The organism is Micromonospora sp. NPDC005173 (assembly GCF_040608515.1).
Classification (GTDB): domain Bacteria; phylum Actinomycetota; class Actinomycetes; order Mycobacteriales; family Micromonosporaceae; genus Micromonospora.
In genome coordinates this window covers 13,054-29,682 of the sequence record NZ_JBEXIK010000053.1, presented here as the reverse complement: position 1 = coordinate 29,682, position 16,629 = coordinate 13,054, and the positions used below count along the sequence as shown (strand labels likewise).

The following is a 16,629-nucleotide window of genomic DNA, read 5'->3' as shown; positions in this document are numbered from 1 at the left end:
CTGCAAGCGTGATCAACTTCCGCTACCACGTGGTGTCCCTCACCGCGGTCTTCCTGGCTCTGGCGATCGGCCTGGTGGTCGGCACAGCCGCCCTCAACGGCCCGGTCGCCGACTCGCTCAAGCAGCAGGTCACCGGGCTGCGCAAGGACAACCAGCAGTGGCGCCAGACGGTCAACAACATGGAGAAGCAGCTCGGTCTGGAGGAGGAGTTCGCCGAGGAGATGTCCCAGGTCGTCCTGCCGGGCACCCTCGCCGGGCGCCGGGTCGTGGTGCTCAGCCTGCCCAACGGGCGTGACCACACCGAGGGTGTGCTCAAGAAGCTCCAGCTCGCCGGGGCCACCATCACCGGCCGGGTCGACGTGCAGGACAAGTTCATCAACCCGGACAACAACTCCAACCTCCTGGAGCTGGCCGTCACCGCCGCCCGGCCGACCGCGCAGACCACCGGCCTGCCGGGCAACGGGCACGGTGTGGAGACCTCCAGCGCGCTGCTGGCCAGTGTCCTGCTGGACCGGGCCCAGGGCGCCGCACCGGTCAGCGACGCCGACCGGCGGGCGGTGCTCGCCGCGTACAACAACGCCGGCTACCTGACCACCGACAACACCAAGGTCACCGGCTCGGCGGAGGCCGTCGTCGTGGTCAGCGGCCAGCCGTACGTCGACAAGGACTCCGAGAAGCGGGACGAGTCGGTCGTCAAGATCGCCGAACAGTTCGACCGCACCGGGTCGATCGTGGTGGGCGGCAACGGTTCCGTCGGCGGCAACCTGGTCGCCGTGGTCCGCGGTGACCCGGTGCTGGCCCAGACCATCTCCACCGTCGACAACGCCAACACCGTGCAGGGCCAACTGGTCACCAGCCTCGCCCTGGTGCAGCAACTCACCGAAAAGAAGGCCGGTCAGTACGGCGTCGGCGACAACGCCGCCTCGCTGCTGCCTAGACTGCCCCAGTGAGCGAACCACGTACCCCCGTGTCCGAAACCGACGAGGCGACGGCGTGAGTGGGCTGGGCCGGCTGCTGATCGCCGGCGCCGGTGCCGCCGCCGCCCGCTACGCGCTGCGCGAGGTCCGCACCGCCCCGGTCGCGTCCACGCTGGAGCGCACCAACTTCCGCGGCCGGACGGTGACCCTGGCCGCCGGGCCGGCGCTCGCCGCCGGTGCGGCCGCCGCCAGCGCGTTCGGCTCCACCAGCGCCGCCTCCGGTGGGGCCGCCCTGGTCGCCGGCCTCGGCGCCGGCGGCGTCGGGCTGTACGACGACGTGGTCGGCGCGCGCCCGGAGCAGAAGGCGTCCAAGGGCTTCGCCGGCCACCTCGCCGCGCTGCGCGAGGGGCGGGTCACCGCCGGGCTGATCAAGGTCGTCGGCGTCGGCGCCGCCGGGCTGGGAGCCGCCGCGCTGCTCGCCGCCGACCCCCGGGTCGCCGCGCACCCGCGCCGCCAGCGCCACGGCGCGTTCGGCCGCGGCGTGGACGTGCTGCTCGGCGCCGGGGTGATCGCCGGCACCGCCAACCTGCTCAACCTGCTCGACCTGCGGCCCGGCCGGGCCCTCAAGTCCGGGCTCCTGCTCGGCGCGCCACTGACCACAGGCCCGCACGGCGGGATCGCCGCGGGCGCGGTCGGCGCCGCCGCCGGCCTGCTCCGCGATGACCTGAGCGAGGAGGTGATGGTCGGCGACAGCGGCGCGAACGCGCTCGGTGCGCTGCTCGGCGTCGCGCTCGCCGCCCGGACCGGCCCGCTCGGCCGGGCGGGGCTGCTCGCCGTGCTCGCCGGTCTCACCGCCGCCAGTGAGAAGGTCAGCTTCACGTCGGTGATCCAGCGGACCCCGGGGCTGCGGGAGCTTGACGCACTGGGCCGGCGCGCCGACTGACGTGACCAGACCGGCACCCCTCGCCGGCGCCGGCCGGCTGGCCGGGGCAGCCGCGCTCATCGCCGTCCTCACCGTGTTCAGCCGGCTCGCCGGCTTCGGCCGTACCGCCGTGTTCACCTGGAGCCTGGCGCCCACCGACCTCGGCGGCGCCTACGTGGTGGCCAACGCGGTGCCGAACTTCATCTTCGAGATCGTCGCCGGGGGAGCGCTGGCCAGCCTCGTCGTACCGCTGCTGGCCGGCGCGGTCGCCGTCGGCGACCGGACGGCGGTGGCCCGGACCACCGGGGCGTTGCTGACCTGGACGCTGGCCCTGCTGGTGCCGCTCGCCGTGCTCGTCGTGCTGTTCGCCGGGCCACTGATCGGGTCGCTGGGCGACGGCCTGACCGCCGCCCAGCAGCAGAGCGGCGCCCGGATGCTGCGGGTCTTCGCCCCGCAGTTGCCGCTGTACGGCGTCGGCATCGTGCTCACCGGGGTGCTCCAGGCGCACCGCCGCTTCGCCTGGCCGGTGCTCGCCCCGCTGCTGTCCAGCCTCACCGTGATCGTCGTCTACCTGGGGTTCACCGCGACCCAGGGCCGACTGGCCACCGTCGGCGGGGTGACCCCCAGCGGCGAGTTGCTGCTCTCGGCCGGCACCACCCTCGGCGTGGTGGTGCTGTCGCTGTCGCTGCTGATTCCGGTCCGGCGGCTGCGCCTGCGCCTGCGGCCCGGGTTCGGGTTCCCCGCCGACGCGCGGGCCCGGGTCGGCGGCCTGGCGGTGGCCGGCGCGGTCACCGTCAGCGCGCAGCAGATCGCGCTGATCGTCAGCCTCCACCAGGTCACCTACGGCGCGCAGACCAACCCCGGGGTGTACAACCTGGCGCAGACCGTCTATCTGCTGCCCTGGGCGGTGCTGGCGGTGCCGCTGGCCATCGCCGCGTACCCGACCCTGGTCGCCGCCCAGGCCGCCGGGGACGAGGACACCTACCGGGCGACCCTCGCGCCGGCCGTGCGCGGGGTGCTCCTGTTCAGCTGCCTCGGCGCGGCCGCGCTGATCGGCACCGCCGGGCCGATCGGGCAGTTCTTCTTCAACAACGCGTCGACCGCGTCGACCGCGTCGACCGCGTCGACCGCCGCCGCCGCGATCATCGGGTTCGCCCCGGGTCTGCTCGGCTACGGCCTGTTCGCGGTGCTCACCCGGGCGCTCTACGCCCGGGGGGAGACCCGGGCGGCGACCGTGGCCACGGCGGTCGGCTGGCTGGTGGTTCCCGCCGCCGTCCTGCTGCTCGGCGTGCTGCTGCCGCTGCGGGAGCGGGTGCTCGCGGTGACGGCCGCCAACTCGGTGGGCATGCTGGTGCTCGGGGCGCTGCTGGTCGTGGCGGTGTGGCGCAGCGCCGGCCGTCCGGCGTTGGCCGGCGCGGCTCGGGCCGGGGCGGCCGGCGGCCTCGGTGGGGTGCTCGCCGCGCTCGCCGGGCTCGGCCTCACCCGCTGGCTCGACACGCCGGGCGGCGGCACCCCGACGATGGCGGCGGCACTCGGTCAGGGCATGCTGTCCGGGGTTCTGGTCGGGGCCGTGTTCCTCGCCGTGGTCTGGTTCGTCGACCGGCGGGACGTACGGCCACTGCTCGCCGGGGTGCTGCGGCGCCTGGGCCGGGCGGGCCGGCGGGGGTCGCGGGACCGGGCCGGCACGCCGCCGCCGGGCACGGTCCCCCCGGAGCGGGGCGACGGGAAGGAGACGGTGTCTCGGTGAGCGCGAGGAGTGAGCCGGGCCTGCGAGCCCCGCAGTCGCGAACGGCGGCGGCGCGGTGAGCGCGAGGAGTGAGCCGGGCCTGCCCATTCTGCCCACCGGATGGTCGGGCACCATTGCGCTGCTGCTCGCCTCCAGCACCGGCGGAGTGGGCCAGCACGTCCGTTCGGTGGCGCGTGGTCTCGTGGCGGCCGGCGCCAGCGTGCTGGTCTGCGGACCGGCGGCGACGCAGGAGCAGTTCGACTTCACCGGTGTCGGCGCGCGTTTCCAGCCGGTGGAGATCCCGGCCAGCCCGACCCCGGCCGACGCGCGTGCGGTGCTCGCCCTGCGCCGGACGCTCGCCGTCGAGCAGGTCGATGTGGTGCACGCGCACGGGCTGCGTGCCGGGTTGGTGGCCGTGCTGGCCCGCCCGTCCGCCCCGCTGATCGTCACCTGGCACAACGCGGTGCTCGCGGGCGGGCTGCGGGGCGGTGTGTCCCGGCTCGCCGAGCGGGTGGTGGCCCGGGGTGCCCGGGTGGCCCTGGGCGCCTCCGCGGACCTGGTGCAACGGGCTGCCGCGCTGGGCGCCGCCGATGCCCGGCTCGCCCCGGTCGCCGCGCCGACGCTGCCCGCGCCGCGCCGACGTCCGGCCGCCGTCCGGGCCGAGTTCGGTGTCCGCCCGGATCAGCCGCTGATCGTCTCGGTCGGTCGGCTGCACCCGCAGAAGCGCTACGACGTGCTGATCGACGCGGCGGCCCGCTGGCGTACCCGCACACCGCCGCCGGTCGTGGTGATCGCCGGGAGTGGCCCGGCCTACCTGCCGTTGGCCGCCCGGACGTCCGCGGCCCGCGCCCCGGTGACCCTGCTGGGGCACCGCACCGATGTGGCCGACCTGCTCGCCGGCGCGGACCTCGCGGTGGTGACCAGCGACTGGGAGGCCCGGCAGCTCTTCGCGCAGGAGGCGCTGCGGGCCGGCGTACCGCTGGTGGCCACCGCGGTCGGCGGGCTGCCGGAGCTGGTCGGCGACGCCGCCACGCTGGTCCCCGCCGGCGACGTGGACGCGGTCGACGCGGCGGTGCGCGCGTTGCTGGACGACCCGGCGGCCCGCGCCGAGTTGGGCCGGCGCGGCGCCGAGCGGGCGGCGACGTGGCCCACCGAGGCGGACACCGTCGCGGCGCTGGCCGCCCTGTACAGCGAGTTGGCCGCGGACCCTGCCGGTCCGGCGGCCCCGGACTCCGACGCCCCGATGACGGGACACCGGTGATGCTGCGCCGACTCGCCCCCGCCCTGTTGACCGTGCTCGTGGTGGCGCTGGGCATCACCGCGCTGGCGGCCCGCCCACCCCAGGGCACCCCGCAGCGCACCGCCGACTTCGTGGTGCTCGCCGGGATCGCGGGCCTGCGCTGGGAGGACGTGGATCCGCAGAGCACCCCGACGCTGTGGCGGATGGCCCAGGACGGGTCGATCGGTTCCCTGTCGGTGCGCTCCGCGCACCGGCCCACCTGCCCCGTGGACGGGTGGTTGACCCTGGGCGCGGGCAGCTTCGCGGCCTGGAACGGCAGCCGGACGGCCGGCGGCTGCCCGGCGACTGGGGTGGCCGTCGAGCAACCGGACGGCATCGGCGCGAACCTGCCCGACCAGGAGAGCGTGGTCCACTACAACCAGCAGGTGCTGCCCTGGGGCACAGTGCCGGGGTCGCTGGCGGAGTCGGTGCGCTGCTCGGTCGCGGTCGGCCCGGGCGCGGCCGTGGCCGCCGCCCGCCCGTTCGGCCGGGTCGACCGGTACGCCTCCGCGCTGCCGGAGGATCCGCGCGGGCTGCTCGGCTCGTGTGTGCTGAGCATCGTCGAGCTGGGCACGGTCGACGGGTCCGACCCTGCGGTGCGCGCCGAGGAGGCCCGCGCGGCGGACGCTCAGCTGGCTCGGGTGCTGGCCGCCCGGCCGCCGCGGTCGCTGGTGCTGGTCGCCGGGATCTCCGACACCGCCCAGCCGTCCCGGTTGCACGTGGCGGTCGCCGACGGGCCGGGCTGGGAGCGGGGCTGGCTCACCTCGGCCAGCACGGGGCGGGACGGGTATCTGCAACTTGTCGACCTCGCACCGACCGCCCTGGCCGCGCTGGGTCGGCCGATGCCGGAGCGGCTCTTCCTCGGCCGGCCGGCGGTGAGTACGGACGGCCGTCCGGCCGACCTGGCGGAGGCGATCAACGCTCCGGCGGACGCCGACCGGGAGGCGGCCGCCCAGCGGACGGTCTCCGGTGGGTTCTTCACCCTGCTCGCCGGGGTGCAGGTGCTGCTGGCCCTCGCGGTGCTGCCGCTGCTGCGCAGGGCACGCCCGCACGCGGGCCCGAGTGGGCCGACGCCGGTGTCCGGGCGGGTCATGTCGGTGGCGGAGCTGGTGCTGGTGGCGGCGGCGTTGACCGTGCCGGCCGCGCTGCTCGCCGACGCGGTGCCCTGGTGGCGGGGCGAGCACCCCGGCTGGATCTTCGCCGGTGTCACCGCGCTGCTGGTGGCGGCCGGCACCGCGGCGGTCCGGTTCACCCCCGGGTACGCCGGCACCCTCGGCCCGTTCGGCGCGGTGGCCGGCCTCACCACCCTCGTCGTCGGGCTGGACGTGCTCACCGGCGCCCGCCTGCAGCTCAACGGGGTGGTCGGCTACTCGGCGTTGCAGGGTGGCCGGTACGCCGGCCTGAGCACGGTCGGGCTGGGGGTGTTCCTGGCCGGCGCGCTGTTGAGTGGCGGCTGGCTCGCCCAGCGGGTGCACCGCGGTTGGCGGCCGGCGGTGATGGTGGCCGTGGGTGGGCTCGCCGTGGTGGTGGTCGGGAGCCCGTATCTGGGTGCCGACCCGATCGGAGCGATCGCGCTCACCGCCGGGCTGAGCGTGGCCGCGGTGATCAGCGCTGGCGGCTGGTTGACGATCAGCCGGCTGGCCTGGGCCACCATGGCCGCCCTGGCGGTCGGCATCGGCTTCGCCGTGGTGGACCTGCGCCGTCCGGCGGCGGAGCGGGGCAGCCTGGGCCGGTTCCTGTCCGCCGTCGGCGACGGCACCGGCGGGTTCGCCATGCACCGGTCCAGCACGGAAAACTTCGAGACGTTGGTCAACAGCCCGCTGACCGTGCTGGCTCTGGCCGGGGCGCTGTTGGTGTGGTTCGCCCTGTTGCAGCCGTGGGGCGGGCTGATGCGGCTGTTCGGCATCTACCCGGCCGTCCGGGCCGCACTGGCCGGCACCGCGGTCGCCGCGGTGCTCGGTGGTGTGCTCGACGGCGCGGCGCTGGACGTCGCGGGCGCCGCCGCCGCGTTGGTGGTGCCGATGGCCGCGCTGGCCTCGCTGCGGGTGCTCGGGCACGCCGCCGACCGGACCCGTCCGGGCGGGAGCCGCGCTCGTGACGACGGTGCCGACGACGATTCCGGCTCCGGCTCCGGCGGCGCTGGTCCGGCCGGTGGTGGTGACGGCCCGACCGGCGGTGGTGGGCCGCTGGGCGCGGTGCACCCCCGTCCGATCAGCGGCGCACCCGCCGGTCCACCACGGCCGGTCGCGTCACCCGCGGTTCCCGACGTGCCGGCTGACCGGGTCAGCGACGGCTCCAGCGCTGACGAACCGGTTGAGCCGCCCTCGGGCGGGCCGAAGCCGAACGCCCCGGCGGGGTCGCCCGTGGCGCCGGCGCAGCGACCGGCCGATCCGTCGGAGGAGGTCACCCCGACGGTGGCGGGGCCGCCCCGGGAGGGCACCCGGTCGTCGAGCGAGGTGGCCGCTCCCTGAGCGTCGGGCGTCGTCGTGATGGCCCGTTGGTGTCCCAGCCGGGTGCGGCCTGCGAGTACCCGCTCGGGAGGTGTTACCGTGGAATCCCGTGGATCGCGTGATCAATTTTGCTGATCAAGCACGGCGGTCTGCATGACCGCGACAGACGACACGGGAGCAGGCCTTGGCCCCATCAGCACGGACGACCAGGCACATTTTCGTCACCGGGGGCGTCGCCTCCTCGCTGGGTAAGGGCCTCACCGCCTCCAGCCTCGGCAACCTGTTGACCGCGCGCGGGCTGCGCGTGGTGATGCAGAAACTCGACCCCTACCTCAACGTCGACCCCGGAACGATGAACCCGTTCCAGCACGGCGAGGTCTTCGTCACCGAGGACGGCGCCGAGACCGACCTCGACGTCGGGCACTACGAGCGGTTCCTGGACCGGGCGTTGTCCGGTAAGGCGAACGTCACCACCGGCCAGATCTACTCCGACGTGATCGCCAAGGAGCGGCGCGGCGAGTACCTGGGTGACACCGTCCAGGTCATCCCGCACATCACCAACGAGATCAAGTCGCGGATCGTGGCGATGGCCGACCCGGACGACGACGGTCACCTGCCCGACGTGGTGATCACCGAGGTCGGCGGCACGGTCGGCGACATCGAGTCGCTGCCGTTTCTGGAGGCGATCCGCCAGGTCCGCCACGACCTGGGCCGGGACAACTGCTTCTACCTGCACGTTTCGCTGGTGCCGTACCTGGCGCCGTCGGGTGAGCTGAAGACCAAGCCGACCCAGCACTCGGTGGCGCAGTTGCGCAACATCGGTATCCAGCCGGACGCCATCGTGCTGCGCTGCGACCGGGAGATCCCGCAGAAGCTCAAGGAGAAGCTGTCGCTCTACTGCGACGTCGACGCCGAGGCGGTCGTCGCGGCGCCGGACGCGCCGAGCATCTACGACATCCCGAAGGTGCTGCACCGTGAAGGGCTGGACGCGTACGTGGTGCGCCGGCTCGGGCTCTCCTTCCGGGACGTGGACTGGGCCAGCTGGGACGACCTGCTGGAGCGGGTGCACCGGCCCCGGCACACGGTCACGGTCGCGGTGGTCGGCAAGTACGTCGACCTGCCCGACGCGTACCTGTCGGTGAGTGAGGCGATCCGGGCGGCCGGCTTCGGCCACCGGGCCCGGGTGCAGCTGCGCTGGGTGCCCAGCGACGAGTGCGTCACCCCGGCCGGCGCCGCGGCGGCCCTGGCCGGCGTGGACGGCATCCTCATCCCCGGCGGCTTCGGGGTACGCGGCATCGAGGGCAAGATCGGCACCGCCCGGTACGCCCGGGAGAACGGCATCCCGCTGCTCGGCCTCTGTCTCGGCCTGCAATGCATGACGATCGACGTGGCCCGCCACCTGGCCGGCCTGGACGGCGCCAACTCCCTGGAGTTCGACGAGCAGGCCAAGCATCCGGTCATCGCCACGATGGCCGACCAGGAGGACATCGTCGCCGGCAAGGGCGACCTGGGCGGCACCATGCGGCTCGGGGCGTACCCGGCGACGCTGACCGAGGGCTCGATGGTCGCCGAGGCGTACGGCAGCACTGACATCAGCGAGCGGCACCGGCACCGCTACGAGGTGAACAACGCCTACCGGGACGCGCTGACCAAGGCCGGCCTGCACATCTCCGGCACCTCGCCGGACGGTCGGCTGGTCGAGTTCATCGAACTGGACCGGGGTCTGCACCCGTTCTTCGTGGCCACCCAGGCGCACCCGGAGCTGAAGAGCCGCCCCACCCGCCCGCACCCGCTGTTCGCCTCGTTCGTCAAGGCCGCCGTGGCGTACTCGCAGGCCGACCAGTTGCCGGTCGACCTGGACGCTGCCACGGAGGCCCCGACGGCGCGTAAGGCCGCCCGCAACGGCGCCGCGACGAAGGCGACGTCCGCGTCGTGAGCGCTGTCGAGCACCGCTACGAGGTGCGCTCCAGCGAGGAGCGTTACCGGGGCCGGATCTTCACCGTGGTCAGCGAGGAGGTGACCATGCCGGGCGGCGGGACCGCGCGGCGGGACCTCGTCCGGCACGTCGGGGCGGTGGCCGTGGTGGCGCTCGACGACGCCGGCCAGGTGGTGCTGATCCGGCAGTACCGGCACCCGGTCGGGCGGCACCTGTGGGAGCTGCCGGCCGGGCTGATGGACGTCTCCGGCGAGGAGTTGCCGGCCGCCGCGTTGCGGGAGTTGGCCGAGGAGGCCGACCTCACCGCCGGCCGCATCGACGCGCTGGTCGACCTGCACAGCTCGCCCGGGTTCACCAACGAGCTGGTCCGGGTCTACCTGGCCCGGGAGTTGGCCGACGTGCCGGCCGATGAGCGCCATGAGCGCAGCGACGAGGAGGCCGACCTCCAGATCGTCCGGATCGACCTGGACGAGGCGGTCGGCATGGTCCTGGCCGGCGAGATCACCAATGCCTCCGCGGTGGCCGGGCTGTTGGCCGCGGCCCGGGCCCGGGACACCGGCTGGTCGGCGCTGCGCCGCGCGGACACGCCGTTGCCGCGCTGAGAGTCGTCGCCGGGGCCGCACACATGGCACCGGCGAGGAGTACACGCAGAGGGGCCCCGCGGCACGCCGCGGGGCCCCTCTGCGTTGGTCCGACGGTCAGTCGCGCAGCGGCCGGCCCTGCGCGTCCGTGCCGCCGTTCACCAGGATGAGGATGCCGTCGATGACGCCCCAGAGCGCCCCGACGCCACAGGTCACGATGCTCACCACGAGCTGCAGCACAGCGATCTTGGTGTGTCCGGTGTAGAACCGACCGGCGCCGAAGGTGCCGAGCAGGATGCCGAGGATGCCCGCGACGACCTTGCTCTTGTCGGAGTAACCGGGGGCGTACCCCGGCTGGTATTGAGGAGTGGTCATGGGCCGACACACTAGTGATCCACTCGCTCCTTGTCCGCACCGGTATCCGCCAGATGGGACGATAATGGGCGAACATTGTCCTGTCGGCTGAGGTGGCCTCCCACCGCCGGCCCGGTCGGTCGCCCTGACACTCCGTCAGGACACCCGGGCACCGATTGCCACTGTGCTGGCTCGCGGCGGCGCCGGGCGCGCCTAGACTGCCGCCGGCGGGACCGGTGGACCGTGGTGGCAATGGGGCCATCGCGGCACCGAGCAGTCGGGGGAGAGCAGCCCCGAAGAGAGGTGTCTGCATCGTGAAGGTCGGAATCCCTCGCGAGGTCAAGAACCACGAGTACCGCGTGGCGATCACGCCGGCGGGCGTCAACGAGTTCACCCGCAGCGGTCACCAGGTCTTCGTCGAGTCCGGCGCCGGGGTCGGCTCCAGCATCACCGATGAGGAGTTCGCCGCGGCGGGCGCCAAGATCCTGGCCACCGCCGACGAGGTGTGGGAGACCGCCGAGCTGGTGCTCAAGGTCAAGGAGCCGATCGCCGAGGAGTACCACCGGATGCGCGAGGGGCAGGTGCTCTTCACCTACCTGCATCTGGCCGCCTCCAAGGTCTGCACCGACGCGCTGGTCGACCGGAAGGTCACCGCCATCGCGTACGAGACCGTCGAGCTGCCCGACCGGTCGCTGCCGCTGCTCGCCCCGATGTCCGAGGTGGCCGGCCGGCTCGCCCCGCAGGTGGGCGCCTTCTACATGATGCGTACCGGCGGTGGGCGCGGCGTGCTGCCCGGCGGCGTCTCCGGCGTGTACGCGGCCAAGACCGTGGTCATCGGCGCCGGCGTCTCCGGCATGAACGCCGCCGCCATCGCGCTGGGCCTCCAGTCCGAGGTGCTGCTGCTGGACAAGAACGTCGCCCGGCTGCGCCAGGCCGACGCCATCTACCGCGGCCACCTGCAGACCGTCGCGTCCAACGCGTACGAGATCGAGCGGGCCGTGCTCGACGCCGACCTGGTCATCGGCGCCGTGCTGGTGCCCGGTGCCAAGGCGCCGACCCTGATCTCCAACGAGTTGGTCTCCCGGATGAAGCAGGGCAGCGTTCTCGTCGACATCGCCATCGACCAGGGCGGCTGCTTCGAGGACTCGCGCCCGACCACGCACGCCGACCCGGTCTACAAGGTCCACGAGTCGATCTTCTACTGCGTGGCGAACATGCCCGGCGCGGTGCCGAACACCAGCACCTACGCGCTGACCAACGTCACCCTGCCGTACGCCTTGGAGCTGGCCAACCAGGGCTGGCGCGAGGCGCTGCGCCGCGACCCGGCGCTGGCGCTGGGCCTGAACACCCACGACGGCCAGGTCACCTACGGCCCGGTCGCCGAGGCGCACGGCATGAGCGTGCTCCCGCTGGCCGACGCGCTGGCCTGAGCGGTGGCGGGCTGACCGGCATTGCGGCCCCGGTCGGCGCGGGCGAGCAGCCCGCGCCGGCCCTGCGCCGTGCCGTGCGCGGCTACCTCGACCACCTCACCGTCGAGCGTGGCCTGTCCGCGAACACCCTGGCCTCGTACCGCCGGGATCTGGACCGTTACCTCGCGACCCTGGTCGATGCCGGCGTCGCCGACCTCGCGTCGGTCGGCGCCGGCGTCGTCGAATCGCACCTGGCCCGGCTGCGCGCCGGCGACGACGCGCACCCCCCGCTGGCGGTCTCCTCAGCCGCCCGCGCGGCCAGCGCGGTGCGCGGCCTGCACCGCTTCGCCCTGCGGGAGGGCCTGGCCGGCGCCGACCCCAGCCGCGACGTCCGCCCGCCCACCCCGCCGCGCCGGCTGCCCCGCGCGTTGCCGGTCGACGACGTGGTCCGGCTGCTGGAGACCGCAGGCCCGGTCACCGCGACCGGCGACGGCGCGCCGCTCGCGCTCCGCGACCGGGCGCTGCTGGAATTCCTGTACGGCACCGGCGCGCGGATCTCCGAGGCGGTCGGCGCCGCCGTGGACGACCTCGACACCGACGAGGGCACCGCGCTGCTGCGCGGCAAGGGCGGCCGGATGCGGCTGGTGCCGATCGGCGGGTACGCCGTCGAGGCGGTGCGCGCCTACCTGGTCCGGGCCCGGCCCGGGCTGGCCGCCGCCGGCCGGGGCACCCCGGCGGTCTTCCTCAACGCGCGCGGCGGAGCGCTGACCCGGCAGGGCGCCTGGGCCATCCTGCGCCGCGCCGCCGGCAGGGCCGGGCTACCGGTCGACGGGCCCGCCGCGGTCTCCCCGCACACCCTGCGCCACTCCTACGCCACCCACCTGCTCGACGGCGGCGCCGACGTACGGGTGGTTCAGGAGTTGCTCGGTCACGCGTCGGTGACCACCACCCAGGTCTACACCCTGGTCACTGTCGAGCGGCTGCGCGAGGTGTACGCCACCGCCCACCCGCGCGCCCTCGGCTGAGCCCGGTCGGGGTCGGTCCCGACACGCCGGGCCGGTGCCGAACCCCCTGCTGGTCGGTGGCGTACAGTCGGCATCGGCGCGGACCTCCTGGGGCGACACGACCGGGGTGCGCAGCGGCGCCGCGAAGGACGTCGGACGGCTCCGACGCCGGGTGGGTCGTCGGGAGGGGGCAACGAGGACATGGCTGGCAACGGTGACCGTGCCGAGACCTGGACGTCGGAGCTCCGCGAGCAGCAGGCCACGCTCGGTGCGGACCTGGGTCCGGCGGATCCGGCGGCCTACACGATGCGCAAGCCCATCCCCGAGCCGATGCCCACCGATCGGCACGGTCCGGCGCGCATCATCGCGATGGCCAACCAGAAGGGCGGCGTCGGAAAGACCACCACCACCATCAACCTGGGCGCGGCGCTGGCCGAGTACGGCCGCAAGGTGCTGCTGGTCGACTTCGACCCGCAGGGCGCGCTCTCGGTGGGGCTGGGGGTCAACCCGCACAACCTCGACCTGTCCATCTACAACCTGCTCATGCAGGACGACATCCTCGCCGAGGACGTCGTCATCAAGACGGACGTGGCGGGGCTGCACCTGCTGCCGGCCAACATCGACCTCTCCGCCGCCGAGATCCAGCTCGTCAACGAGGTGGCCCGGGAGATGGCCCTGGCCCGGGTGCTGCGCACGGTCCGCAAGGAGTACGACTACATCCTGATCGACTGCCAGCCCTCGCTCGGCCTGCTGGCGATCAACGCGCTGACCGTCGCGCACGGGGTGCTCATCCCACTCGAATGCGAGTTCTTCAGCCTGCGCGGTGTGGCGCTGCTGCTGGACACCATCGACAAGGTGCGCGAGCGGCTCAACTTCGACCTGGAGCTCGAGGGCATCCTCGCCACCATGTACGACAGCCGCACCACGCACTGCCGGCAGGTGCTCCAGCGGGTGGTGGAGGCGTTCGGCGACAAGGTCTACCAGACGGTCATCACCAAGACGGTGAAGTTCCCCGAGTCCACCGTGGCCGGTGCGCCGATCACCACACTGGACCCGGCGTCCTCCGGGGCGCGCAACTACCGTCAGCTGGCCCGTGAGGTGATCGCCGCCCAGTCGGAGCGGTAGCCGGAACGCCCGGTGTCCGTCTCGTGCACTACGGTCGTCCGGTGACCGCGCCACCCCTCGACCCGCCGGCCGGGCCGCCCGAGGCCACCGCCCCGACGGTCGCCGCCGAGCTGGCCGCCGAGGTCGACGGTGTGCTGCCCGCCGGGGACGCTCCCGAGGTCAGCGGCTTCACCGTCCGGCTGGCCAACTTCACCGGCCCGTTCGACCTGCTGCTGCAACTGATCGGCAAGCACAAACTCGACGTCACCGAGGTGGCCCTGCACAAGGTCACCGACGAGTTCATCGCCTACATCCGGGCCATGGGCGACAAATGGGACCTGGACGAGGCCAGCGAGTTCCTGCTGATCGCCGCCACCCTGCTCGACCTGAAGGCCGCGCGGCTGCTGCCCGCCGCCGAGGTGGAGGACGAGGCCGACCTCGCCCTGCTGGAGGCACGGGACCTGCTCTTCGCCCGGCTGTTGCAGTACAAGGCGTACAAGGAGGCGGCGGCGCACATCGCCGAGCTGGAGGCGGTCGGCGGTCGGCGGTACCCACGGGCGGTCAGCCTGGAACCCCGGTACGCCGAGGCGCTGCCCGACCTGGTGCTCGGCATCGGCCCACAGCGACTGCTGAAGCTGGCCGTGAAGGCGATGACCCCGAAACCGGTGCCGGAGGTCTCCATCGCCCACGTGCATATGGTCCGGGTCAGCGTCCGGGAGCATGCGGCGATCCTCGCCGGCCGGCTGCGCCGGGCCGGCACGGCAACCTTCTCGCTGCTCTGCGCCGACTGCGAGGCCACGCTGGAGGTGGTGGCCCGGTTCCTCGGGCTGCTGGAGCTCTACCGGGAGGGCCTGGTGGAGTTCGTGCAGGAGCAGGCCCTGGAGGAGCTGACCGTACGCTGGACCGGCCCGGCCGACGGCGACACGGAACTGCACGTCGACGAGTACGCCGGCACCCCAGCCGACCCGGAGTCAGCCGCCGCGCAGGCGGGGCCGACCGACGCGGAGCCGACCATCGCGCTGGCGGGAGAGGTCGGGGGACCGGACGGGACGGAAACGACGGAGGGTGAGCGGGATGAGTGACGAGGAACGCCAGGACTCCCTGGCCGACCAGGCCGCCGCGTGGGTCCCCCCGTGGGAGCGCCCCCGCCTGCCCGCTCCCACCTCCTCCGAAACCGACGAAGACGCCGTCGGTGAACTGCCCCTCGACACGCCCGTCCCGCCAGAGAGCAACCTCGCTGAGCCCAGTGAGGTTGCTGAGGCCGATGAGCCCGGCGAGTCAACTGAGGTGCCTGAGTCCAGCCACTCCGACGAGTTCGGTGAGGTGGGTGGGCCGGGCCAGTCGGATGAGGCCAGCCGGCCCGACGAGGCGGGCGGGGGCGAAGCGGGCGCGGCCGTGGGGGAGAGCGGCGCTGGGGACGTACCCCATCGGTTGGCGGCGGGGCGGCGGCGGGCGCCGGTCGTGCCGGAGCCCGCGCCGGAGCTGTCCGACGCCGAGCTGCGCGGCGCGCTGGAGGCGATCCTGCTGGTGGTCGACGAGCCGGTCAGCGAGTTGATCCTGGCCCAGGTGCTGGAGCAGCCGGCCGAGCGGGTCGGGCCGATGCTCGACGAGATCGCCGCCGGCTACACCGCCGCCGGGCACGGGTTCGAGCTGCGCAGGGCGGCCGGCGGATGGCGGCTGTACACCCGGCCGGAATACGCGACCTATGTCGAACGGTTCGTGTTGGACGGGCAGTCCGTACGGCTGACCCAGGCGGCGCTGGAGACGCTCGCCGTGGTCGCCTACAAGCAGCCGGTGACCCGTTCGCGGATCTCGGCCATCCGGGGTGTGAACTGCGATGGGGTCATCCGTACGCTGGTAACTCGCGGCCTTGTCGAGGAGTGCGGCGCCGAACCGGACAGCGGGGCGTTCCTCTACCGGACCACCACGCTGTTCCTGGAAAAGCTCGGGCTGAACACCGTCGACGAGCTGCCGCCCCTCGCACCCTTCCTGCCCGACGACGTAGAAGAGCTTGCTGATGCGACCCGATAACCGTTCCCCCAAACCCGACGCCCCCGTCTACGAGGGTGCCGAGCGCCTGCAGAAGGTGCTCGCCGCCGCCGGCGTGGGTTCCCGGCGTGCCTGCGAGGACCTGATCTTCCGCCGCCGGGTCACCGTGGACGGGCGGGTGGCCAAGCTCGGCGACAAGGTCGACCCGGCCACCGCGGTGATCCACGTGGACGGCGAGCGCCTCCAGGTCGACACCCGCCTGGTCTACGTGGCGATGAACAAGCCGCGCGGGGTGGTTACCACCATGGCGGACGATAAGGGACGCAACGAGCTGGCCGAGTTCATTGGCAACCGGGTGGAGCAGCGGGTCTACCACGTCGGGCGGCTCGACGCGGACAGCGAGGGCCTGCTGCTGCTCACCAACGACGGCACCCTCGCGCACAAGCTCATGCACCCCTCGTACGAGGTGCTGAAGACATACCTCGCCGAGGTGGTCGGGCCGATCCCGCGCAACCTGAGCAAGCGGTTGCTGGCCGGCGTCGAGCTGGCGGACGGGCCGGTCAAGGTCGACTCGTTCAAGGTGATCGACACCCTGGGCAAGACCGCCCAGGTGGAGCTGAGCCTGCACGAGGGGCGCAAACACATCGTCCGGCGGTTGCTGGCCGAGGTCGGACACCCGGTCACCCGGCTGGTACGTACCTCGATCGGGCCCATCCGGCTGGGTGACCTGCGGACCGGGCGGATCCGGCGGTTGACCAACGCCGAGGTCGCCGCCCTGTTCAACGCGGTGGGTGACTGACCCCCGGGTTCGGGGTACGGCTTTCGGTAGGCTCCCCGACGGCCCGGACGCCGGCCGCGCGGGTGGCGCGGGTCGCGTCGCGCGGCACCGCGCGCGGTGCGCGGCGAGCTGCGGGCATGATTGATGACGATAAACAAACCGCTTGCGGCGCCGGAAGGC

Annotated in this window: 14 protein-coding genes; 13 read left to right on the top strand and 1 reads right to left on the bottom strand. The window is 73.7% G+C overall.

Features of this window, described 5'->3' with window-relative positions:
- Nucleotides 1–8: 8 nt before the first annotated feature.
- The 7 genes from ABZV00_RS32890 (at nt 9) to ABZV00_RS32860 (ending at nt 9,832) form a co-directional block, all read left to right on the top strand.
- Entirely contained in the window at nt 9–950 is a 942-nt protein-coding gene (locus ABZV00_RS32890) for a copper transporter (RefSeq protein ID WP_355613453.1), read from the top strand.
- Nucleotides 951–993: 43 nt separating this feature from the next.
- A complete protein-coding gene (locus ABZV00_RS32885; RefSeq protein WP_355613451.1) occupies nt 994–1,860 on the top strand; it encodes a hypothetical protein in 867 nt (288 codons plus the stop codon).
- Between the two features lies 1 nt (nt 1,861).
- On the top strand, nt 1,862–3,586 hold the full coding sequence (locus ABZV00_RS32880) for a lipid II flippase MurJ (protein WP_355613449.1): 1,725 nt from the start codon (nt 1,862–1,864) through the stop codon (nt 3,584–3,586).
- A 79-nt stretch (nt 3,587–3,665) separates the two neighbouring features.
- Nucleotides 3,666–4,826 (top strand): glycosyltransferase family 4 protein, encoded by a 1,161-nt coding sequence (locus ABZV00_RS32875; RefSeq protein WP_355613474.1) that lies wholly within the window; start codon nt 3,666–3,668, stop codon nt 4,824–4,826.
- Entirely contained in the window at nt 4,826–7,315 is a 2,490-nt protein-coding gene (locus ABZV00_RS32870) for a hypothetical protein (RefSeq protein ID WP_355613447.1), read from the top strand. Before ABZV00_RS32875 ends, ABZV00_RS32870 begins: the two co-directional genes overlap by 1 nt.
- Before the next feature lie 163 nt (nt 7,316–7,478).
- Nucleotides 7,479–9,230 carry a CTP synthase gene (locus ABZV00_RS32865; RefSeq protein WP_355613445.1) on the top strand — a complete coding sequence of 584 codons (1,752 nt, stop codon included), beginning with the start codon at nt 7,479–7,481 and terminating at the stop codon, nt 9,228–9,230.
- Nucleotides 9,227–9,832 carry an NUDIX hydrolase gene (locus ABZV00_RS32860; RefSeq protein ID WP_355613443.1) on the top strand — a complete coding sequence of 202 codons (606 nt, stop codon included), beginning with the start codon at nt 9,227–9,229 and terminating at the stop codon, nt 9,830–9,832. Before ABZV00_RS32865 ends, ABZV00_RS32860 begins: the two co-directional genes overlap by 4 nt.
- A 96-nt stretch (nt 9,833–9,928) precedes the next feature.
- On the opposite strand, the gene ABZV00_RS32855 is transcribed toward ABZV00_RS32860, so the two are convergent.
- Nucleotides 9,929–10,186, bottom strand: coding sequence for a TM2 domain-containing protein (locus ABZV00_RS32855; RefSeq protein ID WP_355613441.1), 258 nt, complete (start codon nt 10,184–10,186; stop codon nt 9,929–9,931).
- A 293-nt stretch (nt 10,187–10,479) separates the two neighbouring features.
- Here ABZV00_RS32855 and ald point away from each other — a divergent pair, with 293 nt between their 5' ends.
- The 6 genes from ald (at nt 10,480) to ABZV00_RS32825 (ending at nt 16,470) form a co-directional block, all read left to right on the top strand.
- Nucleotides 10,480–11,595, top strand: coding sequence for an alanine dehydrogenase (gene ald / locus ABZV00_RS32850; RefSeq protein ID WP_328414256.1), 1,116 nt, complete (start codon nt 10,480–10,482; stop codon nt 11,593–11,595).
- A gap of 11 nt (nt 11,596–11,606) precedes the next feature.
- Nucleotides 11,607–12,599 (top strand): site-specific tyrosine recombinase XerD, encoded by a 993-nt coding sequence (locus ABZV00_RS32845; RefSeq protein WP_355613472.1) that lies wholly within the window; start codon nt 11,607–11,609, stop codon nt 12,597–12,599.
- Nucleotides 12,600–12,779: 180 nt separating this feature from the next.
- Nucleotides 12,780–13,703 (top strand): AAA family ATPase, encoded by a 924-nt coding sequence (locus tag ABZV00_RS32840; protein WP_328426481.1) that lies wholly within the window; start codon nt 12,780–12,782, stop codon nt 13,701–13,703.
- Nucleotides 13,704–13,744: 41 nt separating this feature from the next.
- Complete coding sequence (locus ABZV00_RS32835; protein ID WP_355613438.1) at nt 13,745–14,764, top strand: segregation/condensation protein A; 1,020 nt, start codon at nt 13,745–13,747, stop codon at nt 14,762–14,764.
- Nucleotides 14,757–15,713, top strand: coding sequence for an SMC-Scp complex subunit ScpB (gene scpB / locus ABZV00_RS32830; RefSeq protein ID WP_355613436.1), 957 nt, complete (start codon nt 14,757–14,759; stop codon nt 15,711–15,713). The genes ABZV00_RS32835 and scpB overlap by 8 nt, the downstream gene beginning before the upstream one ends.
- Nucleotides 15,700–16,470, top strand: coding sequence for a pseudouridine synthase (locus tag ABZV00_RS32825; protein ID WP_355613434.1), 771 nt, complete (start codon nt 15,700–15,702; stop codon nt 16,468–16,470). The genes scpB and ABZV00_RS32825 overlap by 14 nt, the downstream gene beginning before the upstream one ends.
- Nucleotides 16,471–16,629: the final 159 nt, after the last annotated feature.